General features: G+C 62.2%; 21 protein-coding genes. 14 read left to right on the forward strand and 7 right to left on the reverse strand.

Features of this window, described 5'->3' with window-relative positions:
* Positions 1-128 precede the first annotated feature (128 nt).
* From acsA to FCL40_RS08265, 13 genes are all read left to right on the forward strand, one after another.
* Positions 129-1,883, forward strand: a complete 1,755-nt coding sequence (gene acsA, locus FCL40_RS08205; RefSeq protein ID WP_136852675.1) for an acetate--CoA ligase — start codon at positions 129-131, stop codon at positions 1,881-1,883.
* Positions 1,880-2,875, forward strand: coding sequence for a pyruvate dehydrogenase (acetyl-transferring) E1 component subunit alpha (gene pdhA, locus FCL40_RS08210; protein ID WP_136852676.1), 996 nt, complete (start codon positions 1,880-1,882; stop codon positions 2,873-2,875). Before acsA ends, pdhA begins: the two co-directional genes overlap by 4 nt.
* Positions 2,872-3,855, forward strand: a complete 984-nt coding sequence (locus FCL40_RS08215) for an alpha-ketoacid dehydrogenase subunit beta (protein ID WP_136852677.1) — start codon at positions 2,872-2,874, stop codon at positions 3,853-3,855. The genes pdhA and FCL40_RS08215 overlap by 4 nt, the downstream gene beginning before the upstream one ends.
* Entirely contained in the window at positions 3,852-5,072 is a 1,221-nt protein-coding gene (locus FCL40_RS08220; protein WP_136852678.1) for a dihydrolipoamide acetyltransferase family protein, read from the forward strand. Before FCL40_RS08215 ends, FCL40_RS08220 begins: the two co-directional genes overlap by 4 nt.
* Positions 5,069-5,317, forward strand: a complete 249-nt coding sequence (locus FCL40_RS08225; protein WP_136852679.1) for an acyl carrier protein — start codon at positions 5,069-5,071, stop codon at positions 5,315-5,317. Before FCL40_RS08220 ends, FCL40_RS08225 begins: the two co-directional genes overlap by 4 nt.
* A gap of 357 nt (positions 5,318-5,674) precedes the next feature.
* Entirely contained in the window at positions 5,675-7,030 is a 1,356-nt protein-coding gene (locus FCL40_RS08230) for a Na(+)-translocating NADH-quinone reductase subunit A (RefSeq protein WP_136852680.1), read from the forward strand.
* Positions 7,030-8,241, forward strand: a complete 1,212-nt coding sequence (locus FCL40_RS08235) for an NADH:ubiquinone reductase (Na(+)-transporting) subunit B (protein ID WP_136852681.1) — start codon at positions 7,030-7,032, stop codon at positions 8,239-8,241. Before FCL40_RS08230 ends, FCL40_RS08235 begins: the two co-directional genes overlap by 1 nt.
* Positions 8,231-8,995 carry a Na(+)-translocating NADH-quinone reductase subunit C gene (locus FCL40_RS08240; protein WP_136852682.1) on the forward strand — a complete coding sequence of 255 codons (765 nt, stop codon included), beginning with the start codon at positions 8,231-8,233 and terminating at the stop codon, positions 8,993-8,995. Before FCL40_RS08235 ends, FCL40_RS08240 begins: the two co-directional genes overlap by 11 nt.
* Before the next feature lies 1 nt (position 8,996).
* Entirely contained in the window at positions 8,997-9,620 is a 624-nt protein-coding gene (locus FCL40_RS08245) for an NADH:ubiquinone reductase (Na(+)-transporting) subunit D (protein WP_136852683.1), read from the forward strand.
* Between the two features lie 9 nt (positions 9,621-9,629).
* A complete protein-coding gene (gene nqrE / locus FCL40_RS08250) occupies positions 9,630-10,238 on the forward strand; it encodes an NADH:ubiquinone reductase (Na(+)-transporting) subunit E (RefSeq protein ID WP_136852684.1) in 609 nt (202 codons plus the stop codon).
* Between the two features lie 32 nt (positions 10,239-10,270).
* On the forward strand, positions 10,271-11,491 hold the full coding sequence (gene nqrF / locus FCL40_RS08255; RefSeq protein ID WP_136852685.1) for an NADH:ubiquinone reductase (Na(+)-transporting) subunit F: 1,221 nt from the start codon (positions 10,271-10,273) through the stop codon (positions 11,489-11,491).
* A 29-nt stretch (positions 11,492-11,520) separates the two neighbouring features.
* Positions 11,521-11,751, forward strand: coding sequence for a (Na+)-NQR maturation NqrM (gene nqrM / locus FCL40_RS08260; protein ID WP_136852686.1), 231 nt, complete (start codon positions 11,521-11,523; stop codon positions 11,749-11,751).
* Between the two features lie 129 nt (positions 11,752-11,880).
* A complete protein-coding gene (locus FCL40_RS08265; protein ID WP_136852687.1) occupies positions 11,881-12,237 on the forward strand; it encodes a hypothetical protein in 357 nt (118 codons plus the stop codon).
* A gap of 58 nt (positions 12,238-12,295) precedes the next feature.
* Here FCL40_RS08265 and FCL40_RS08270 read toward each other — a convergent pair whose 3' ends face one another.
* The gene (locus FCL40_RS08270; protein ID WP_136852688.1) at positions 12,296-15,763 is read right to left on the reverse strand and encodes a zinc-dependent metalloprotease; all 3,468 of its coding nucleotides are present in this window, start codon (positions 15,761-15,763) and stop codon (positions 12,296-12,298) included.
* 22 nt (positions 15,764-15,785) lie between these two features.
* On the reverse strand, positions 15,786-16,634 hold the full coding sequence (locus FCL40_RS08275; RefSeq protein ID WP_136852689.1) for a hypothetical protein: 849 nt from the start codon (positions 16,632-16,634) through the stop codon (positions 15,786-15,788).
* 940 nt (positions 16,635-17,574) lie between these two features.
* On the opposite strand from FCL40_RS08275, the gene FCL40_RS08280 reads away from it, so the two are divergent.
* Positions 17,575-17,826: a hypothetical protein gene (locus tag FCL40_RS08280; protein ID WP_136852690.1), complete on the forward strand. Its 252-nt coding sequence runs from the start codon at positions 17,575-17,577 to the stop codon at positions 17,824-17,826.
* Here FCL40_RS08280 and FCL40_RS08285 read toward each other — a convergent pair.
* The 5 genes from FCL40_RS08285 to FCL40_RS08305 all read right to left on the reverse strand — a co-directional run bounded on the left by FCL40_RS08285 (position 17,819) and on the right by FCL40_RS08305 (position 21,547).
* On the reverse strand, positions 17,819-19,009 hold the full coding sequence (locus tag FCL40_RS08285) for a methyltransferase (protein WP_136852691.1): 1,191 nt from the start codon (positions 19,007-19,009) through the stop codon (positions 17,819-17,821). The two genes, FCL40_RS08280 and FCL40_RS08285, sit on opposite strands and share 8 nt — an antisense overlap.
* A gap of 62 nt (positions 19,010-19,071) precedes the next feature.
* Positions 19,072-19,443 carry a glutaredoxin family protein gene (locus tag FCL40_RS08290; RefSeq protein ID WP_136852692.1) on the reverse strand — a complete coding sequence of 124 codons (372 nt, stop codon included), beginning with the start codon at positions 19,441-19,443 and terminating at the stop codon, positions 19,072-19,074.
* A 113-nt stretch (positions 19,444-19,556) separates the two neighbouring features.
* Positions 19,557-20,390 carry a mechanosensitive ion channel family protein gene (locus tag FCL40_RS08295; protein WP_136852693.1) on the reverse strand — a complete coding sequence of 278 codons (834 nt, stop codon included), beginning with the start codon at positions 20,388-20,390 and terminating at the stop codon, positions 19,557-19,559.
* A gap of 3 nt (positions 20,391-20,393) precedes the next feature.
* Complete coding sequence (locus FCL40_RS08300; protein WP_136852694.1) at positions 20,394-20,903, reverse strand: OmpA family protein; 510 nt, start codon at positions 20,901-20,903, stop codon at positions 20,394-20,396.
* A gap of 53 nt (positions 20,904-20,956) precedes the next feature.
* Positions 20,957-21,547, reverse strand: coding sequence for an SOS response-associated peptidase (locus tag FCL40_RS08305; RefSeq protein ID WP_136852696.1), 591 nt, complete (start codon positions 21,545-21,547; stop codon positions 20,957-20,959).

The following is a 21,547-nucleotide window of genomic DNA, read 5'->3' on the forward strand; positions in this document are numbered from 1 at the left end:
TGGCACCGGAATCATCACCGTGAACCGCTGATCTACGTCAAATATTCCCCAGACAGCCCTCTGCGCCAACCGGGGACAGCTATGCTTTGAGGGACCCGTTGCCAGGTTTGGAGAGGGACACCCCTGCCATGAGCACAGAGACCGAGATCATCACCAAGGTGGGTTTACCCCCGTCACGCACCAACCTGGGCGACTACGACCAACAGCGACGCCACTTCAGCTGGGACGCGCCGCCGGTGCGACCCCGAGGCCTGCCCGGCGGGGGCCTCAACATCGCCTATGAGGCGCTGGACGCCCACCTGTCTGACGGGGACCGGACTGCCCTGATCTGGCTGGGCAAGTCGGGGGAGCAGACGACCCTGAGCTACCGTGAGCTGACTGAGCTCAGCGCCCGCTTTGCCAGCGCCCTGACCACCATTGCCGCCGGCCGCGGCAGCCGGGTATTCAGCCTGCTCGGCCGCCGGCCCGAGCTCTACTATGCCGCCCTGGGCACCCTGAGGGCCGGCGCGGTGTTCACCCCGCTGTTCTCCGCCTTCGGCCCCGAACCGATCCGCGCCAGGATGGAGATCGGCCGGGCCAACCTGTTGCTGACCACCGAGAAGCTGTACCGCAAGAGGGTGGCCTCCTGGTGGCGGCAGCTGCCCCACATGCAGGGGGTGATCCTGGTGGATGTCGACAGCACCGACGAGCCGGGCTGCCATGCCCTGAGCGCGCTGCTGGCCCGGGGCGATCCCCTCTGCCCCTGCAGCCGTACCCAGCCGGAGGAGATGGCGCTGCTGCACTTCACCAGTGGCACCACCGGCCAGCCCAAGGGGGTGGTCCACGTCCACCAAGCGGTGCAGATGCACATGCTGTCGGCGCACTTTGCCCTCGACCTGCGCCCCGGCGAGATCTACTGGTGCACCGCCGACCCCGGCTGGGTGACCGGCACCTCCTATGGCCTGATCGCCCCCCTGTGCCTGGGAGTGTCCCTGGTGGTGGACGAAGCGGAGTTCGATGCCCAGCGTTGGTACCGCATCCTGGAGGAGCTCAAGGTCAACATCTGGTACACCGCCCCGACCGCCATCCGGTTGTTGATGCGCACTGGCGCCCCACCGCCTGGGTGCAACCTGTCGGCCCTGCGGTTTATGGCCAGCGTCGGCGAGCCCCTCAACCCGGAGGCGGTGGTGTGGGGCCAGCGTCACTTCGGCCGGCCCTTCCACGACAACTGGTGGCAGACCGAGACCGGCGCCATCATGATCGCCAACTACGCCGGCGAGGCGGTCAAGCCCGGCTCCATGGGCCGGCCCCTGCCCGGCATCGACGCCGCCATCCTGCGCCGCCGCGACGATGGCACCCTGGAGGAGGTCAGCCAGGACGGAAAGGTGGGAGAGCTGGCCCTGAAGGCCGGCTGGCCCTCCATGTTCCGCGGCTACCTCAATCAGGAGTCGCGCTACCGGCGCTGCTTCGAGCAGCAATGGTACCTCAGTGGCGATCTGGCCAGCCGGGATCGGGACGGCTACTACTGGTTTGTCGGCCGGGCTGATGACCTGATTAAATCCTCCGGCCACCTGATCGGTCCCTTCGAGGTGGAGAGCGCCCTGATGGAGCATCCGGCCGTGGCGGAAGCGGCGGTGATCGGCAAGCCGGATCCGGTGGCCGGAGAGATGGTCAAGGCGTTCGTGCTGCTCAATCCCGGTATCGAGGGGGATGAGACGTTGCGCCGGACACTGCTGGGGCACGCCCGTGTGCGCCTGGGGGCGGTGGTGGCCCCGAAGGAGATCGCCTTCTGTCGGCAACTGCCCCGCACCCGCAGCGGCAAGATCATGCGGCGGCTGTTGAAGAACCGCGAACTGGGGCTGCCCGAGGGGGACACCTCGACCCTGGAGAGGGAGGAGCGATGAGCGACAAACTGCATATCGACCGGGATCACCTGATGCGGCAGTTGAAGGGGATGATGCGCATCCGCCGCTTCGAGGAGCGTTGCGGCGAGCTCTATGGCCAGGAGAAGATCCGCGGCTTCCTGCACCTGTGCATCGGTGAGGAGGCGATCGCCGTGGGAGTGATGGCGGCCTTGCAGCCGGGTGATGCGGTGGTCTCCACCTACCGGGAGCATGGCCACGCCCTGGCGCGCGGGGTCCCCATGGGCAGCGTGCTGGCGGAGATGTATGGCCGCAGCAACGGCTGCTGCCGGGGACGGGGCGGCTCCATGCACCTGTTCGATCGCCAGCACAACTTCTGTGGCGGCAACGCCATCGTCGGCGGCGGCCTGCCGCTGGCGGCGGGGCTGGCAATGGCGGCGAAGCACCAGGGACGGCCCGATGTGGCGGTGTGCTTCTTCGGCGAGGGGGCGGTGGCGGAGGGGGAGTTCCACGAAACCCTCAACCTGGCGGCCCTGTGGCGGCTGCCGCTGCTGTTTGTCTGCGAAAACAACCAGTACGCCATGGGCACCGCCCTGACCCTGTCCGAGTCGGAAACCGACATCGCCCGCAAAGCCTCCGGCTATGGCATCATCTCCGCCCGGGTGGACGGCATGAATGTGGTGGACATGGAGACCGCCGCCCGCAAGGCCCTGGAGGAGGTTCGTACCCAGGGAGAGCCCCGCTTCCTGGAGTGCCTCACCTACCGCTTCCGGGGTCACTCCAGCTTCGACGGCCAGCTCTACCGGGACAAGGCGGAGGTGGCCCAGTGGGAGAAGAAGGGGCCGGTACGGCGGCTCATCGGCTGGCTCAGGGAGCATAACCACCTCCAGGACGAGGAGCTGCGTCAGCTGGAGGAGGAGATCGACCGGGAGATCGACGCCGCCGTCCGCTTCGCCGAAGGGGGCGAGCCGGAACCGGTGGAGAACCTCTACCTTGACCTCTACAGCCCACCACCACAGGGGGAGAACCGATGAGCCAACAGCTGACCTACCGCGAGGCCCTCAGGGCCGGCCTGGATGACGCCCTGTCCACCGACCCCAGGGTGTTGCTGATGGGGGAGGACGTGGGCCGTTACGGCGGCTGCTTCGCCGTCAGCAAGGGGCTGCTGGAGCGTTATGGGCCCGAGCGGATCATCGATACCCCGCTGTGTGAGTCCGGATTTGTCGGGGTGGGGATCGGTGCCGCCCTGGGGGGACTGCGACCCATTGTCGAGGTGATGACGGTCAACTTCAGCCTGCTGGCGATGGACCAGATCGTCAATACCGCCGCCACCCTGAGGCACATGTCCGGCGGACAGTATCACGTCCCGCTGGTGATCCGCATGTCCTGCGGCGGCGGCCGCCAGCTGGCAGCCCAGCACTCCCATAGCTGGGAGAACCTCTATGCCCACATCCCCGGGCTCAAGGTGATCAGTCCCGCCACCCACACCGACGCCCGCCACATGCTGGGCCAGGCGTTGGCCGACCCGGACCCGGTGATCATCTTCGAACACCTGATGCTGCTCAACGACAGCGGCGCGGTGGACCCGGAGCCGGCCGCCCCCATGGAGCGGGCCCTGGTGCGCCGCCCCGGTCGCGACCTCAGCCTCATCAGCTATGGCGGCAGCCTGCCCAAGACCCTGGATGCCGCCCGTCAGTTGGCCGACGAGGGGATAGAGGCCGAGGTGATCGATCTTCGTTGCCTGCGGCCACTGGATCGGGGCACGGTGCTGGAGAGCATCGCACGCACCCACCGGGCAGTGATCGTCGATGAGGGTTGGTACAGTGGCAGCCTGGCCGCCGAGATCAGCGCCACCATCATGGAGCAGGGGTTCTGGGAGCTGGACGCCCCCATCCGCAGGGTGTGCTCCGCCGAGGTCCCCTTCCCCTATGCGGCTCAGCTCGAGCAGGCGTGTCTGCCCCAGGTGGAGGCTATCCTCGAGGCCGCCCGGGGGGTGATGGAGAGTCGCCCATGAGCAGCCACAGCGTCGACATCACCCTGCCCTCCTTCGGCGCCGACATGGCCGAAGGCCAGCTGGTCAAGTGGCTGGTCAAGGAGGGGGACCGGGTGCACCACGGAGATGTGGTCGCCGTGGTGGAAACCCACAAGGGCGCCATCGATCTGGAGGTGTTTCAGGAGGGGCGCATCCTCGAGCTGCTGCATCAACCGGTGGTCAGCCTGCCGGTGGGGACGGTGCTGGCACGGATGGAGGCCGACCCGCCGCCACAGTCCAGCGAAGAGTCGCCCCGGGAAGCGGTCCCCCCCGCCTCCACCACCACGGCCGTTGCCCAATCGCCTTCCCCCCCACCCAGCAGCGCCGGGCCACACGCGGCCGCCCCCCCTACTGACTCCGCCGCCACTGGGCGAAGGATCCTCGCCTCCCCCCTGGCACGACGCCAGGCCAGGGTTGCCGGCCTCGATCTGAGCCAGGTGCGCGGCAGCGGTCCAGCGGGCGCGGTGCTGGGGCGAGATCTTCCCCGGCAGGGTGAGCCGGCGGCGGTGCCCGCCGACGCCGAGGCTATCGTCGAACCGGATCCCATGCGGCAGGCGATCGCCGCCGCCATGAGCCGCTCCAAGCGGGAGATCCCCCACTACTACCTGAGCCATGAGCTGGATCTCGAGCCCTGCCTGACCTGGATGGCGCGGATCAATGCCCGGCGGGAACCGGAGCAACGGCTGCTGCTGGCGGCGCTGCTGATCCGCGCCACCGCCCTGACCCTGGCGGCGTTCCCCCAGCTCAACGGCCACCTGCTGCCCCAGGGCTACCGGCCGTCGAAGCGGGTCAATGTGGGCCACGCCATCAGCGTGCGCCATGGCGGCGTGGTGGTGCCCGCCATCACTGGGGTAGACACGCTGTCGCTGGATCAAGTGATGGAGGCCCTGAGGGATCAGGCCGAGCGCGCCCGCGGCGGCCACCTACGCGGCTCAGAGCTGGAGTGCGCCACGATAACCATCACCAGCCTGGGAGAGCGGGGCTGCGACAGCGTGTACGGGGTGATCTACCCGCCTCAGGTGGCGTTGGTGGGGTTCGGCCGGATACGCCAACAGCCGATGCTGCAGCAGGGACAGTGGCACACCGGCCGGCGGATGACCGCCACCCTCAGCGCCGATCACAGGGTCAGCGACGGCCTGATCGGCGCCCGTTTCCTCGGCGCCCTCGCCGGGCGTCTGTTACAACCGGAGGAGCTATGAGTATGGACAGTATCGACCGGCTGATCTTCGATGCCCTGGCCCAGGTGGCCCCAGAGGTGGCGAGTGACCAGCTGGACCCGGAGGAGGACCTCAGGGAGGCGTGCGACCTGGACTCCATGGACTTTCTTATCCTACTGACCAACCTGAAGCGGGCGTGTGGCGTCAGCGTTCCGGAGCAGGATTACCCCCAGGTGATGACCCTGTCGGGCATGCGCCGCTACCTGGCCCGTCATCTGCTCTCCTGAAGTCCGCTCGGTGACCAAGCACGATCCCGCCGTTGCGGCCGTCGCGCCCGCCCCAGCTCACGAACACCAGCCAGATCTGGTTATTTTTCATCCACAAATAGTAATTTGACGATCAGTGAACAAAGGTCCGATCTGTCAAAACCCTGTTAATCAACGCCACCATTGCAAATTATATCGCTATATATCATATAGATAATCCGGTACAGCCAAACTCCATCGCCATACCCAAATGTAATTTTATTCCGTTTTATTATTAGAATTCGCTTCACCTTTTACTACAAAGTGTGACCTTCCTAAAGGAAGTTGCAGCGATGAAGTTTTATCCTTGTCACAAATTTTTTGTGATCGAAGACTGCAATGGCGACGACAACCAAGGTAACGACCGTAAAGCGGGGGCTGGATGTGCCCCTGGCCGGTGAACCCCGGCAAGAGATCGACGGCCGCCTGTGTCCCTCCCATGTAGCCCTGCTCGGCGAAGAGTACGCCGGCCTCAAGCCCACCATGCTGGTGGAGCCCGGAGACAGGGTGCGGAAGGGCCAGCCGCTGTTTGAAGACAAGAAGCAGAAGGGTGTGCTGTACACCGCCCCCGCCGCCGGGGTGGTCACCGCCATCCACCGGGGCGAGCGCCGTGTGCTGCAATCCGTGGTGATCCAGGTCGAGGGGGAGGAGCAGGAGCTGTTCGACCGCTTCGATGATCTCGACGACCTGACCCGGGAACAGGCGCAGCAGAATCTGCTGGCCAGTGGCCTGTGGACCGCCCTGCGCACCCGCCCCTTCTCCCGCGCTCCCCAGCCTGGCAGTGCCCCCGCGGGGCTGTTCATCACTGCCATGGACACCAACCCGGTAGCGGCGGATCCCAGGGTGGTGATCGCCGAGGAACCCCAGGCCTTTGCCGATGGCCTCAAGGTGCTGAGCACCCTGACCGACGGCAAACTGCACCTGTGTCACGACGCCGGTGAGAGCCTGCCCGGCAGCGATCTGCCCAAGGTGGAAACACACCGCTTCGCTGGTGTGCATCCCGCCGGCCTAGTGGGCACCCACATCCACCATATCCTGCCGGTCAGCCTGGAACGCCAGGTATGGCACATCGGCTACCAGGATGTGATCGCCGTCGGCAAGCTGTTCACCACCGGAGAGCTGTACACCGACCGGGTGATCGCCCTGTCCGGCCCCGACATCCTTGACCCACGCCTGGTACGCATCCCCCTGGGGGCAGAGCTGACTCGGCTGATGCGGGGCGAGCTCAAGCCCAGCCACTCCCGGGTGGTCTCCGGCTCCGTGCTCTGTGGCCATACCGCCACCGGTCCCCACGACTTCCTCGGACGCTTCCACAACCAGGTGACCGTCCTCACCGAGGACAGCGAACACGAGCTACTGCCCTGGGCCCGCCCCCCCAGAGAGGCCTTCTCCATCACTCGCAGCTTGGTCTCCCTGTTCACCGGCAACAAGAAGTTCGATCTGACCACCCAGACGGGCGGCTCCAAGCGCGCCATCGTGGCCTTTGGCCAATTTGAGAAGGTGATGCCGCTGGATATCCTGCCCACCCTGCTGCTGAGAGACCTCATCTGCCAGGACACCGATGAGGCCCAGGCCCTGGGCGCATTGGAGCTGGACGAAGAGGATTTGGCGCTGTGCACCTTTGTCTGCCCGAGCAAGTATGACTTCGGCAAGGAGCTGCGCACCTGTCTGGACATTATCGAGAAGGAGGGCTGATGAGCGGTTCCAACTCCAAAAAGCCGCAAGAGGCGTATTACGCCCACGGCAACTCCATGAAGGACTTCCTGCGGTCCCTCTTTATCGCCTACGCCCGTCCCACCTCGGGCAAGGTACACATCCGTGACGGCATCGATGTGAAGCGCACCATGCACGTGGTGATGCTGTGTCTAGTGCCCGCCATGCTGTTTGGCATGTACAACCAGGGGCTGCAGGCCCAGCTGGCCCTGAGCACCGGCGCCGAGCTCTCCGACGCCTGGCAACTGGGACTGTTCAACGCCCTGTCCGGCGGCCTGAACGCCGACAGCGGCGCCCTGGCCCTGTTCGCCTACGGCGCCAGCTTGTTCCTGCCGATCTACCTGACCGCCCTGGTGGTCAACCTGTTCTGGGAGATCGTCTTCGCCCGTGCCCGTGGCCAGGAACTGCACGAAGGCTTCCTGGTCACCTCCCTGCTGTTCGCCCTGATCCTGCCCATCAGCACCCCGCTGTGGATGGTGGCCCTGGGGGTGAGCTTCGGTGTGGTGATGGCCAAGGAGGTGTTCGGCGGCCTCGGCTGTAACTTCCTCAACCCCGCCCTGGCGGGTCTGGCGTTCCTCTACTTCGCCTACCCCACGGTGTTCGCCGCCACCGGCCAACTGGTGGCCGTGGACGGTTACACCGGCGCCACCGCCCTGGTCGAAGCGGCCAAGGGCAAACTGGCCTTCGCCGACTACCCCTGGTACCAGGCGTTCAGTGATCAGGCCTGGTGGGATGCCTTCCTGGGCCTGACCCCGGGCGCCACCGGCGAGACCAGCACCCTGGCCCTGCTGATCGGCGGCGGCCTGCTGATACTCTCCAGCCTCTCCTCCTGGCGGATTGTCGGCGGCGTGTTCATCGGCATGGTGGCCACCGCCACCCTGTTCAACGTCATCGGCTCCGACACCAACCCCATGTTCGCCATGCCCTGGACCTGGCACCTGGTCACCGGCGGCTTCGCCATCGGCATGCTGTTTATGGCCACCGACCCGGTCACCAGCACCTACACCCGCAAGGGGCGCTGGGCCTACGGCGTCCTCATCGGCTTCATGGTGGTGCTGGTCCGAGTGGTCAACCCCAAGATGGCCGAAGGGATGATGCTGGCGATCCTGTTCAGCAACCTATGGGCACCGATTTTCGATTACCTGGTGGCACGCGCCAACATCAAACGGAGGCTGGCACGCAATGGCATTTAATAAAGATTCCGTGCTGGGAACCATGACCTTCAGCGTAGTTCTCTGCCTGCTCTGCTCCTTTATGATCACCGGCACCGCCGAAGTGCTGAAGGAGCGTAAGCTGGCGAAGAAGCGCAGTGAGCTGAAGCGCTACGTGCTGGTGGCAGCCAACGTTGAGGGTGACGACATTGACGAGCTGTTCGACGCCCGGGTCACCCCGATGCTGGTGAACCTGGACAGCGGCACCATGGAGAACCTCAGCGCCAAGGAGATCCTCGATTTCGACGACCGCATGGCGGCCATCAACCCGGACACCTCCATCAAGCCGAGGAAGGACACCGCCCGCATCAAGCGCCGCGCCAACCAGGCCCGGGTGTTCAAGGTCACCGACGACAACGGCCAGCTGGCCAGCGTGGTGATGCCCATTCATGGCAAGGGGCTGTGGTCCGTGGTCTACGGCTATGTGGCGGTTCAGCCCGACCTCAACACCATCGAGGGTCTGGTGATCTCCGAACACGGCGAAACCCCTGGGCTGACCGACTTCCTCAAGGATCCCCAGTGGCTGTCCGGCTGGCACGACAAGCGGATCTTCGACGACAGCGGCAAGCCGGTGCTGGCGGTGGTCAAAGGCGGTGCCAAGAAGGGTGACATCCACGGCGTGGACGGCGTCAGTGGCGCCACCAAGACCGGCCGTGGTCTGCAGAAAGCGGTAACATTCTGGTTCGGCCCCGAGGGCTACCAGACCTTCCTGAACACCTTTAAGAAGGAGGCCTGAGATGAGCAGTAGCAGTAATGCGGCCAAGCAGGTGCTGACCACTCCCATCTTCGCCAATAACCCGGTGGCCATGCAGGTGCTGGGGGTCTGTTCCGCCCTGGCGGTGAGTAACTCCATGGAAACCGCGGTGGTGATGACCCTGGCGGTGACCTTCGTACTGGTGTTCTCAAACCTGTTTATCTCGCTGATCCGCAACTTCATCCCCAACAGCGTGCGCATCATCGCCCAGATGACGGTAATCGCCTCTCTGGTGATCGTGGTGGACATGGTGCTGCAGGACGTAGCCTACGAGCTGTCCCAGAAACTGTCGGTATTCGTGGGACTGATCATCACTAACTGCATCGTCATGGGCCGGGCGGAAGCCTACGCCATGAAGAGCGGGCCGCTGATGTCGGTCATCGACGCCCTGGGCAACGCCATGGGCTATGGCGTCATCCTCATCGGCGTCGGCTTCGTGCGCGAGCTGCTGGGTTCCGGCACCCTGTTCGGCCACGAGGTGATCGCCACCACAGAGAACGGCGGCATCTACCTGGCCAACGAGATGTTCAAGATGGCCCCCAGCGCCTTCTTCCTCATCGGCCTGATGATCTGGGGCCTGCACGTGATTCAGAAGCGCAAGGGCTAAGGAGCGAACATGGAACATCTAATCAGCCTGTTCGTTCAGGCGGTCTTTATCGACAACATGGCGCTCTCCTTCTTCATGGGGATGTGCACCTTCCTGGCGGTCTCTAAGAAGGTCTCCACCTCCTTCGGCCTCGGGGTAGCGGTGATCGTGGTGATGGCCCTGGCCGTACCGGTCAACCAGCTGATCTACGTTAACTTCCTGAAGCCGGGCGCCCTGGCGTGGGCCGGCATGCCCAACCTGGATCTCAGCTACCTGAAGCTGATCACCTTCATCGGCGTCATTGCCGCCCTGGTGCAGATCCTGGAGATGGTGCTGGACAAGTACGCCCCCGCGCTCTACCAAACCCTAGGGATCTTCCTGCCGCTGCTGACAGTGAACTGTGCCATCTTCGCCGGGGTGATCTTCATGGCCAACCGCGACTACACCATGACCGAGTCGGTGGTGTTTGCCTTGGGATCCGGCACCGGCTGGGCCATGGCCATCGTGCTGCTGGCCGGCCTGCGCGAGCGGATGAAGTTCTCCGCCATCCCGGAAGGACTGCAGGGGATCGGCATCACCTTTATCTCCACCGGATTGATGGCCCTGGGCTTTATGGCCTTTGCCGGCGTCTCTCTGTAACCCCATTTGTGACGATTTAAGAAGGTAACGCGATGGAAATGGCAATCGGCATCAGCATGTTCACCGTAGTGGTGTGTCTGCTGGTCGCGGTGATCCTTATCGCCAAGAGCAAACTGGTCGCCTCCGGCGACGTCACCATCGGCATCAACGGGGATCCGAACAAAACGGTCAACACCCCGGCCGGTGGCAAACTCCTGGGCGCCTTGGCGAGCCAGGATATCTTTATCCCCTCCGCCTGCGGCGGCGGCGGCACCTGCGGCCAGTGCCGGGTGCATGTAAAGTCCGGCGGCGGCGAGATCCTGCCCACCGAGCGAGACCACATCACCAAGAAGGAGGCCAAAGAGGGCTGCCGTCTCGCCTGCCAGGTGGCGGTGAAGGATGACATGGAGCTGGAGATCGAAGAGGAGATCTTCGGGGTGAAGAAGTGGGAGTGCGAGGTGCTCTCCAACGACAACACCGCCACCTTCATCAAGGAGCTGCGCCTCAAGGTGCCCGACGGCGAAGAGGTGCCCTTCAAGGCCGGCGGCTACATCCAGATCGAGGCCCCGGCCCACAGGGTCAGCTATGCCGACTTCGACATCCCCGCCGAGTACCGCGACGACTGGGAGAAGTACAACCTGTTCCAGCTGGAGTCGGTGGTGGCGGAGGACGTGCTGCGCGCCTACTCCATGGCCAACTACCCGGATGAGAAGGGACTGATCATGCTCAACGTGCGTATCGCCACACCACCGAGCAACGATCTGCCCCCGGGCAAGATGTCCTCCTACATCTTCAACCTCAAGGCGGGCGACAAGGTGACCATCTCCGGCCCCTTTGGCGAATTCTTCGTCAAGGAGGAGAGCGAGGCGGAGATGATCTTCATCGGCGGTGGTGCCGGTATGGCCCCCATGCGCTCCCACATTTTCGACCAGCTCAAGGCCAAGAAGACCAAGCGCAAGATGAGCTTCTGGTACGGTGCCCGTTCGGTGCGGGAGATCTTCTACCAGGAGGACTTCGATACCCTGGCGGCGGAGAACGACAACTTCCACTGGAACGTGGCCCTGTCCGATCCCCTGCCCGAGGACAACTGGGACGGCTACACCGGCTTCATCCACAACGTGCTCTACGAGAACTACCTGAAGAACCACAAGGCCCCCGAGGATTGTGAGTTCTACATGTGTGGACCGCCGGTGATGAACGCCGCGGTGATCAAGATGCTCAAAGACCTTGGCGTCGAGGATGAAAACATCCTGCTGGATGATTTCGGTGACTGATTGAGGGACGCCCCCTGGGAGACAACACTATGACCGCCTTTGCCACCACCTTCGCCATCATGCTGCTGGTGACCCTGATGATGTCCATCGGCTACCTGTTCAGGCGCAAGAGCATCGCCGGCTCCTGCGGCGGCCTCGGCGGCGTCGGCATCGACAAGGTGTGCGACTGCCCCGAGCCCTGCGACAAGCGCAAGGCCAAGATGGCCCGGGAGGCGGAACAGGCACGACGGCAGCGATTCCTCGAGGAGCGGATCCTCTGACCCACCCCATAAGAAAAAGGCACCGATTGGTGCCTTTTTTATCATCTGATCAATAGATTGCATTTCTGACAACCAGAGAATTCTGATACCCTTTGGCCACACAGTAAGCCCCAGTTCCCCGGAGATCCGATGAAACTCGCAGTGCCGCTGATGGCCGCCCTGGCCCCCCTCACCCTGTTTGCCCAGGAGCTGGACCTGTTCATCGAGATCACCCTGCCCGGCGCCAAGCCGATGCAACTGGAGACCCGGGTGCCCGCCAACCAGTGGAGCGAGCATCCCCTGGGCGACTACCGCCTGTCCCTGCAACCCACCGCCCTCGACGATCAGGTCACCGTGGACGCGGTGCTCACCAGCGGCAGTGGCGAGCGCCTCAACCAGCTACTGATGCCGGCGGTGGTGGTCCGGGTCGGCGAGCAGGGCACCATGGCGCTGGGAGAGCCGCCTCGGGTGCTCAGCTTCAGCGTCGGCGCCGACCTGGCGGACTGACAGGAACGCACAAAAAGGGCCGCTTTATGCGGCCCTTGTTTTCTCTGACGGAGATCCCTTACAGCACCGGCAGGTAGGTCAGCACGCGATAATCACGCTCCAGTTGCTTGTCCAGCATCTGCCCCAGAGTCTCGCCACCCACCTCCTGACCCAAGTCATCGGCATTAGCCAGCTTGAAGGCTTCCACCTCCTTGATGCGAGCGATCAGCTGCTGAGCCAGCAGGTTCTCACTGGTGGCCGCATAGATACGGCCGTTGTGAGCGATCTCCGCCTTCTTGTCCAGGGCGACGGCGTCCAGGTGGATCCCCACGTGTTCACGCCACCTACGGGCCTTCTCGTAACCCTGATAGTCACTGTCCCGGGAAGCCAGATCCACCTGACGCAACAGCATCTGCAACAGGTTGCTCTTGCCCTTGGGGTAGCCATAGCGGTCGGTGTTGAAGCCAAAGTAGCGGGCGACGCTGCGAGCATAGTTGGGCAGGGGCTCGATGCTCTGGTCGGCGAAATCCACAAACTCGGGCAGATACTGGTCCAGCTTACCACTGGCGCCGCAGTACTGGGTGAATACAGGCTGACCGCCCATGGTCAGGCCGGTACCCTTGCCCATGGCGATCTTACACAACATATCCTCGAACACCGGCTGAACCTGGGGCAGATCCACCAGCGCCTTGTAGCCACGGCTGGTGCTGCTGCGAGGGGTGGTGCGAGACACCAGGGCGCGAACCGCCAGCAGCTTGTCAGGCCACACACCCAGTACATCACGCTCGTTGACATAGGGGTGGTTCGGAGAGGACTCCGGGGCCTTCATGCCATTGAGCAGGCGACCGGAGAACTGCACGTCGCTGATGTACAGCTGGCTCTGGAAGTTAGGATTGATCTTGGTCTTGAGGATCAGCTCCTTGAGCGCCTCGGGCGAGTCGGAAAACTCACTGATCACCTCACCGGGCTGCAGCTTGAACTTAAGATCGTTGGAGTTAAAGCGATAGCTCTCCAGCACATCGGCAAAGTTGTAGCTGGTTTGCAGGGCCACGGCGTCGCCGTCGATCCAGCTGTAGGTTACCTTGACGGTGGCATCGTTCTCCCCCATCAGGGCCAGGAACAGCTCACTGGCATGATCCACGGCACGCTGACGCTCACAATACCAGGCATCTTGGCCGGCAGCGGCCTTCTGGGCACAGTCGTTAGCGAAGAAGTTCTCAGGCAGGCTGAAGATATCCTCCAGCAAGCTGACATCCTCGACGAACTGGCGGATATCATCAAACAGGCGCTTACGGCGAACCGCGTAACTCAGGGAGTGATCCTCGTAGAGGTACTGCCGGTTGTGGCGCAGGTTGCTGGTCTCATAGCTGTCGTGGTAACGCTCGATATAGAAATCGGCGATCTCCTCCAGAGTAGCGCCAGCATCGCTGCGGTTACAGTTGGAGTTCAGGGTGACGTGGCCGTCGGTACAGAAGTTGTAACTGCGCAGCTCATTCTGCTGAGCCACGTTGTACAGGGCACCGAAGCGGGTTTCACCATTGACAATGCCCTTGGCCAGCTCATCGCGACGCTGGGCATCCTCCTCCTTCAGGGACACAAATTCACCGTCCCGCTTCTCCACCTCGCGGGCATAGGCGAAGCGCAAGGCCGCCAGATCGTAGGGCTCGAAGGTGGTGGCGAAACGGTTGACGTTGTAGTCCATCTGGCTGGAGAACTCGGCGTTTACCGTCAGGTCTGGGTAACCGGCGGCGGTGAAGGCCTCGTCCATCATCGCCATCTGCTCGTCGGTAAACAGGTTGGCCTTGTCCGTACTGCCGGAGAAGTTGTGGCGCAGACCGAAATTGTGGCCCAGTTCGTGCGTCAGGGTGCCGGCAAAGGCCTGGGCAGCCAGCTTGGTGGTCAGTTCATCCTGCAGGTTCACAGGCAGGGTCTCGAAGGCCACCAACCTGCTGCCCACTTCGCCATTTTCCCACAGCTCCGCGCGCCTCCAGTCGATCTTGTGATCCTTGATGCCCGCAGGCAGCTGACGGGCAGAACCGCCGACCGCGTAGACGTTGTCCACGTGCATCATGGTGTTTTCTGACCAGTAGTCGCTGGTGTGGCGATCGTAATCCACCAGTTCATCGAACTCCTGATCCTCCCTCGTCAGCTGGGGCAGGGGGGTGGCCTGAGCCAGCAGGGTCTGCTTGGGCTGGTCGAAGTTGGCGGCGTCCACCTTGTCGACGATACCGGCATCAGCGGTGTCGACACCGTCGCTGTTGTGGTAAACCACACCGGTCAGGGCGGTGGCGGTTTCGGCATCCAGGCGACCGCGGTTGTAGTCCAGGCGAACCTGACGGTAGTAGCGCACCGCGCCCTGTTTCAGGTTGGAGCTGTACTGATTCACCCGGCCACTGACGATCTCACCGGTCAGGGGGTTGGCGGCGGAGGGACCGTAACCGGCCAAGCCGTTGTCCAGAGGCTGGTCAAACAGGGTGATGTGGCTGTAACGCAGGTCACCGTGACGCTTCTCCCTGGCCTGCGCCAGTTCGATCTCGGGGAAACCGGTCTTGAATAACTTGTTCTGGATATTGATGGCCGTCACACTCTCGCGGGCGGCATCCAGGTACGCCTTGTTCTTTGGCTCGAAGAAGTTATTGCTCAGGTAGTAGGTGATCCTCTCCTTGGCCGGATTGAAACGGTTCATGTAGGTACGGACATAGCCGTCCACACCTTCGCTGTCGGTGGCATCACGGAACTGGTGATCGGAGGTAAAGTAACCGTAGGTTCCGCGTTCATCCTCGCTGTAGGGGATGGGCTGATAATCCGGGCTGGCCAGCTTGTCCACCGCCACGATGGAGATGTACTCGGTGGTGGTGAAGGAGAGGTTGTCCAGGCTGCCGTTGTAGAACTGGTTGATGCAGGACAGGGTGGCCTGATAGGTGTGCTCGATCTCGAAGTTGATCACGCCGGACTCCAGGTCCATCTCGTAACCTTTCCAGTCATCGCTGCGAACCAGACGGGGCGCTTCAGTCTCGGTAACACACTGGCCGAAGGTGAAGATGTCCTCGATGTTCATCTCCGCCACCTTGGCATCCTGGAACTGGGGAATGAAGTAACGCTTTTTATCCCAGGTCAGATCGGCGTCGGTGTTCTCCTCCTCCTCGTTGATGCACTCGCGCCATTGATCCTCGCGACACTTGAAGTCGATGTACTTACCAGGAATGGTCAGAACCGGCGCCTGGTTGATGTCGGTCTGCCAGCGGCTGTCATGGCCCAGACCGATGGAATCACGGTCAATCTGGCGTACCTGAATGCCGTTCTCGGTCTTGGCCAGGGTCACCAGTTTGGGGGCGCCCTGGGTGAAGCCGCGGATGGCGGCGGCGTAGCGAGGTGCCTGACCTACGCTGCGGATATAGAGATATTGGCGCTCACCGGCCTTGTCGATGGCGTCGGTGGTTATCTGCTTCTCATCTTTAGGAAGCTCCTTGTAGGGCTCTTCGCCCGCCCCACAGCCGGCCAGAGCCAAGGCACTGGTGACTGCAAGGCATAACAGTGATTTGTTCATCATACCCTCTTGCTTAACCGCTTTAGAAATATTGTGTTACCGACAGGAAGAAGGTTGAGCTGCGCTTGTCATAAAACTCAAACCCTTTCGATTGGCCAATTTCAGGATTATAGAAACGGCCACTGTTGTTATGCCCTATGGCAAGAATAAGATTCGGCTTCGCCTGCCAACCCAACTCCTGAGCGAAATAGAACCTGTCACCGAGTTGACGACCATAATAGTTTTCACTCCAGATGTACTGGCCAGTTACATCCAGATACCAATCAGGGGTGAATTGCCATAAGGCATCGACCACCACATCATACTGATGTTCAGTCAACACACGCCTTCCAGATGTCTTATATTTGTAGTCGTTGTATTTGTATCTGGGAGAGACATAAAAAAACCATTCATCTCCTGGGTTCCAATATAAATAACCCGCCACTCTGAATGAGTATTCAAGGTTATCCAACTTGGTGTAGTGGTTACCCGGCAACACCACACCGATGCTGCCTTTGGTTGACCACTGATCATTCACGCGGTATTTGCGAGTCCGGTATTCCACGATGGGATCGTAAAAGGTGGACTCCTGACCGTGCAGGGTCTCCTGTTCACCGCCGACAGTGAGCCGGAACTGCCCGAAGTCGGTGCGATACCCCAGTCGCGCATTGAGATAGAATGCCTCATAGGCATGGTGGGAGTCTGAACTATAACTGTTTCTCGAGTAACCTCCACCGACATATCCGGACCAGCGGGAGGGTTCATCCTGGGGGAGATCGTAGTCAATAGCCGCCGAGGCCGCGGTTGTCCACAACAGCATGACTCCGGCCAGCAGTCGCCCATTTCTACGACCTCTGCCTCTTGTGAAGATAAGTGAGTGTGTTGATTGCATAACTCAGCCTTTATCGTGGTAATCAGTTGCAACCAAAGGAATAAGCCTCCTTGTTGCATATTCAATTCACCCATTAAAGCCAATCGGCATCTTTGATGGGCGCACACCATGCTTGGCATGCCCAATTTTTGGGCCACCAAAAGCAAAGTGAAAATTGTTCAGAAATCAGTTACCCAATCCCCGAGGCGAACTACAAAATCCAACGGCCGCGCTGATAACAACGCCAAAAAGAAGACACCAAGATGTATTCATTAGGGAGCATTAAAGCTTCGCCGGTCTTACGACAAATGAATATACGGATGTAGACAGCTCTAAATAAGTATTCTCTAAACAATTCCGGGGAATAAATACACCCTGCCATATCTTGTCGTATCCAATGCCACTCCAAGCATCGAACTTAACAAGACATTAAAAAGTTAATGCATTGTTTAACCCCATAAATTAGATTCAGAACTATTTTGTTTAACTTCTGAAAAAATAACAGCCCTGAATTCTAGTCGTGCGCGTAACAAAACGTCAAGACAACTGCATGCGCCATCCATTTCAATTCACATCAATTTCCATGTTGTGTGAGCGGAAGCACCATTTTTCGATAACAAAGTAAGCAGGAACTAGGGAAAAACAACAGCACGCAAACTCGCCCGCAACCATTGCGCAACCCGGAACGGCCAGGAAAAATGTTGCAAACATCTGAATATTAATCATAACTAGATAGGAAGAGGGGGGCGGGCGATAGAGCATACAGGTAATACCACCTCCTGTATGCCTACGACATCCCTCCTACTCTTGAGAGTCAGCCGAACCTGTGGGATTACACCACGACCGGAGTGTCCCGTGAGTAACCCGCGCCGGCCATTCGCGGCCTCGGCGGAACCATTTAAGCCTTCACCCAGACAGGCTACACTGACACACCCTTCCAACCGAACTCGCCGGAAACCCTATGGCCAGACCCAATCCGACGCTGCCCAGTCGCTCGGTAACCATCAGCTGCAACTACTGTCGCACCGAGTTGCTGCGCTATCGCAAGGGGGGCAGCGGAGCCCTGGTGAAGTGCTTCCTGGAGAGGGTGACCGAGGATCACACCCAGTCGCCGGGGATCTGTCCCGGCTGTGGCCGTCAGTTCGCCCGACAAACCCTGATTCGCGGGGTACCGGCGTTGAAGATGGTGGGTGGCAAAGTAAGGGTCAGATAGCCTGAGCGAGCCGGGCCTGAATCAACAGGTTGCGCGGGGTGGCGCTGCGCGGGCAAAACTCGGAGAGTGAAACCCGGTACCCCTGCTCCTGCAAGAACAGCACCCGGTCCAGTGCCAGCCAGATCTCCAGGGGGCGGCGGAACAGCTGACGGACGGTTTCCATCTGCTCCACCAGGCTCACCCTGGCCTCCCCTTCGGCCAGGTATTCCGTGGCCCGGCCCAGGTCCAGCGACAGCCCCTTGCGCTCACAGCCCCAGCGGCAGAACGCTTCAAATCCCTGATCCAGGACCGACTTCGGCACCGTCGGCAGGGGCAGATAGCCAGTGCCTCCCTGGTGACGCTGCAGTGAGTCAAACCCCAGCCGGAAGCCGAGCTCACGGCGGCGGCGGCGGCGCACCTGAGGGGGGGCAGTCACCGTCTCCTGCAGCGGCAGCTTCAGGTCCAGCTTGGTCAGCCGCAGCGCCGTCGCTCCGGCGGCGGCGCTGAGGGGACGATAGCGCTCCTGGGGGATCAGGTGGTAACAGCAAGGGGACAGGGAGAGTGCCAGGGTACGCCGCGCCGCGCCCTGGCGCAACAGCTCAAGATGCAGTTCCCCGCAGGCGTGCAGCGCCACCGCATGCTGCTCTCTCTCCAGCAGGGCCGCGCCCACCTCCCCGAGGGCGTCCCCCTGAACAAACCGCTGGGGCAGGCCCGCCTTCAGTGCCAGGCTCTGTCCCTGCTGGCACAGCGCCTGCTGCCACTCCAGGCTGGTGACCCTCCTGACAGACCCCGCGGCCAGGACCCGGCCCAGGTGCCCCTTGCCGGCACACCACTCCAGCCAGGAAAGGCCGGTCTCCTCCAAGGCAGAGGCAAAGGCGGTGATCTGTTGCCACTTTCGTCCGGGCACACCACTGCTCAGACGGGAAGACGCGTCGATCCTGCCCGGCTCGCAGGCCGGCAGGCGCACCAGGGAGGCGAACTCCGCCACGAAAGGCAGATAGGGGCTCAACCGGCGATGGAGGGCGGAGGCCTCCTGGCGAAGCGCCACCAAGGCTTCATCGGGCTGCGCCGACAGCCAGGCACAGAGCTCCGGTGCCCGCACGCGCCAGGGCAGGCTGAACTGCTCGAAGGGCACAAACTGCCACCAGGAGCGGGTCTCCAGCAGCAGGTCGGTCAGTCGGTGGAATCTCTGAAGGTGGTCCATGGGGGCCCGGCTCGCTAAAAACTCGCCATTGTAGCCAAAGCCCCCAAAGCAGGGAAGGAGGATCAGGCGGTGCCGAACCTCTGCTCCAGGTAGGCGATGATGTCCGAGGACTCCAGCATCCACTGGCTTCCCTGGTCACTTTCGATCCTCAGGCAGGGCACCATCACCTTGCCGGCACTCTGCTCCAGCTCGGCCCGGTAGACAGGATGGCGGTTCACATCCCGGGTTTCGATGGGCAGGTTCAGACGGTGCATGGCCCGGCGCACCTTGATGCAGAAGGGGCAGGCGTAGAACTGATAGAGGGAGAGGCTTTGCACTTCGCGGGCCACCCTGGCCTGCTCCTGGGAAGAGCGCTTCAGGGGAGAGGGGCGGGTCAGCCGGTCGCCCAGGGCGATGGTCCGTCCCAGCCCTTCACGTAGGATCTTTAACAGCATCTTGGGTTCCTGTGGTGGTTGTGTGGCGCCATTGTACCTAAGACAGGCGAAAATGGGCAGAGATCACAAACCACCACTCAGGCGTGAAGCGGGCCGCGATTGCGGCCCGCTGATTACTGATGTTCCGCCGGCGACCGGGCGGGCATCTGCTGCACATGCAGATCCAATTGAGGATAGGGGATGCCGATGCCGGCCTCATCCAGGGCAAGCTTGATGTTGGTCATCAACTGAAAGTGGGCTTTCCAGTAGTCGCCACTGTTGACCCAGGGACGCACCACAAAGTTGACACTGGAATCGGCCAGCTGTGACACCTCAATGATTGGCGCAGGCGTCTTGAGCACGTACTCGCAGGCCTCGACGGTTTTGGCCAGCACCTCTCGGGTTTGGCGCAGATCGGCGTCATAGGAGACGCCGATCACCAGATCCACCCTGCGGGTCTCCTTGGCACTGTAGTTGACGATGACGCTGCTCATCACCGCCGCATTGGGGGCGATGATCTTCTTGTTGTCCGGCGTCACCAGGGTGGTGGAGAAGATGGAGATCTCTTCAACCACTCCGGCCACACCGGCCGCCTCGACGTAATCGCCCGCCTTGCAAGGGCGGAACACCACCAGCAGCACACCGGCGGCAAAGTTGGACAACGACCCCTGCAGCGCCAGACCCACCGCCAGGCCTGCGGCACCGAGTACCGCCACCAAAGAGGCGGTCTGCACCCCCAACTGGGCCAGCACCGCCACCAGGGTCACCGCCATGATCAGCACCGATACCATGGCGCCAATGAAGCTGACCGCGGTCTTCTCCACGTGGCGCTTGGTCATGACCGCTTCGACCACCTTGCGCAACAGCTTGCTGATCCAGCGACCCACGATGAAGATCACCAGGGCCATCACTATCTTCAATCCGTAAGCCATCGCCAACTCAGGCAGTTGCTCCATCCAGGCTTCCATTCTCTACTCTCCCTTGGTCAACTCTAGGGTTATCGGACTGGCCACCACCTCCACCCGGCGGCTGGCGGCCAACCCGTTTGGACTGTCCTTCAGCGGCTCGCGCTCCCCCAGGGCCTGGAGGCTGAGCCTGTCAGCGTCGACACCAAACTCCAGGGTCAGAACCCGGACTACCGCCTGGGCCCTGGCCCGCGACAGCACCAGGTTGGCGCCCTCCATCCCTCGCTCATCGGCATGACCCCTGATCAGCAGCTTCTGGCCCTGCCACCCGGTCATCCAGCCGCGCAGCGCCCGCAACTGGCTCGGGCCCAGCCGCGCCGAGCCGCTATCAAACAGCAACACCACCCGGTCGGCGTGGTTTGCCTGAACTGGGCAGCCATTGCTGCTGGCGAGGCTGGCTCGGGTCTCGGGGCAGGCGTCCTTACTGTCGGGCACACCGTCCCCATCCCGGTCGGCGGCGCCGGCGGGGGCGGCTAGCAACAAGGTACAGTACAAATATCTGATAATGAAAGTCATATCTAAATCCTCGCCCCATTCCAAAGATAGACCAGGGAGAAACAAAAAGCAGATTAAAACAGCTGACCCTGGGTGGGACCGGTGCTGGGAAGGGCTGCCACCCGGAACGCCTCCAGGGCACCGGAGATCTCCCCACGCTGCAACCAGTTGCGGGCGCCGGCCCCCAACAGGGCCACCGGCATCCTATGGTGGTACTTACTCAGAGACGGGGTGGCACCACGGGTCACCAGCACTACGGCACCGTTGGGCAGGGATTGCGCCGGGGGCCACCACAGACCGGCAAAACTGAACAGTGGCGAGGGCGCTTCGAAGCGGTAGGGTCGCTTATGTGCCCCCTCCCGGCGCCACTCAAACCAGCCCGAAGCGGGGATCAGGCAGCGCCGATGCGCCAACGCCTGACGGAACATCGGCTTATCGGCCAAGGTTTCGCTGCGGGCATTGATCACCGGCCGTGACAGCCCAGAATGGGGCAAGCCCCACTGCATCCGCCTCAGGCACAGCTTGCCGTCGAACTCCAGCACCGCAGACACCAGCTGGCTGGGGCGGATCTCATCGGCGGGCTCCAGGGCAAGGCGGCCCCCATCCATCCCCAGCTGCTCCCAGGATTCAAACCCCTCGCAGACCTGGAAGAAACGACCACACAC

It is taken from the genome of Ferrimonas sediminicola (assembly GCF_005116715.1).
Taxonomy (GTDB): Bacteria; Pseudomonadota; Gammaproteobacteria; order Enterobacterales; family Shewanellaceae; genus Ferrimonas; species Ferrimonas sediminicola.

Bases quoted from the DNA above. Each gene is read 5' to 3' on its own strand.
- FCL40_RS08245 (WP_136852683.1), top strand. From the start codon at position 8,997: ATGAGCAGTAGCAGTAATGCGGCCAAGCAGGTGCTGACCACTCCCATC.
- nqrM (WP_136852686.1), top strand. From the start codon at position 11,521: ATGACCGCCTTTGCCACCACCTTCGCCATCATGCTGCTGGTGACCCTG.
- FCL40_RS08235 (WP_136852681.1), top strand. From the start codon at position 7,030: ATGAGCGGTTCCAACTCCAAAAAGCCGCAAGAGGCGTATTACGCCCAC.
- FCL40_RS08215 (WP_136852677.1), top strand. From the start codon at position 2,872: ATGAGCCAACAGCTGACCTACCGCGAGGCCCTCAGGGCCGGCCTGGAT.
- nqrF (WP_136852685.1), top strand. From the start codon at position 10,271: ATGGAAATGGCAATCGGCATCAGCATGTTCACCGTAGTGGTGTGTCTG.
- FCL40_RS08230 (WP_136852680.1), top strand. From the start codon at position 5,675: ATGGCGACGACAACCAAGGTAACGACCGTAAAGCGGGGGCTGGATGTG.
- pdhA (WP_136852676.1), top strand. From the start codon at position 1,880: ATGAGCGACAAACTGCATATCGACCGGGATCACCTGATGCGGCAGTTG.
- FCL40_RS08280 (WP_136852690.1), top strand. From the start codon at position 17,575: ATGGCCAGACCCAATCCGACGCTGCCCAGTCGCTCGGTAACCATCAGC.
- FCL40_RS08265 (WP_136852687.1), top strand. From the start codon at position 11,881: ATGAAACTCGCAGTGCCGCTGATGGCCGCCCTGGCCCCCCTCACCCTG.
- FCL40_RS08295 (WP_136852693.1), bottom strand. From the start codon at position 20,390: ATGGAAGCCTGGATGGAGCAACTGCCTGAGTTGGCGATGGCTTACGGA.
- FCL40_RS08270 (WP_136852688.1), bottom strand. From the start codon at position 15,763: ATGAACAAATCACTGTTATGCCTTGCAGTCACCAGTGCCTTGGCTCTG.
- acsA (WP_136852675.1), top strand. From the start codon at position 129: ATGAGCACAGAGACCGAGATCATCACCAAGGTGGGTTTACCCCCGTCA.
- nqrE (WP_136852684.1), top strand. From the start codon at position 9,630: ATGGAACATCTAATCAGCCTGTTCGTTCAGGCGGTCTTTATCGACAAC.
- FCL40_RS08225 (WP_136852679.1), top strand. From the start codon at position 5,069: ATGAGTATGGACAGTATCGACCGGCTGATCTTCGATGCCCTGGCCCAG.
- FCL40_RS08240 (WP_136852682.1), top strand. From the start codon at position 8,231: ATGGCATTTAATAAAGATTCCGTGCTGGGAACCATGACCTTCAGCGTA.
- FCL40_RS08300 (WP_136852694.1), bottom strand. From the start codon at position 20,903: ATGACTTTCATTATCAGATATTTGTACTGTACCTTGTTGCTAGCCGCC.
- FCL40_RS08220 (WP_136852678.1), top strand. From the start codon at position 3,852: ATGAGCAGCCACAGCGTCGACATCACCCTGCCCTCCTTCGGCGCCGAC.
- FCL40_RS08275 (WP_136852689.1), bottom strand. From the start codon at position 16,634: ATGCAATCAACACACTCACTTATCTTCACAAGAGGCAGAGGTCGTAGA.
- FCL40_RS08285 (WP_136852691.1), bottom strand. From the start codon at position 19,009: ATGGACCACCTTCAGAGATTCCACCGACTGACCGACCTGCTGCTGGAG.
- FCL40_RS08290 (WP_136852692.1), bottom strand. From the start codon at position 19,443: ATGCTGTTAAAGATCCTACGTGAAGGGCTGGGACGGACCATCGCCCTG.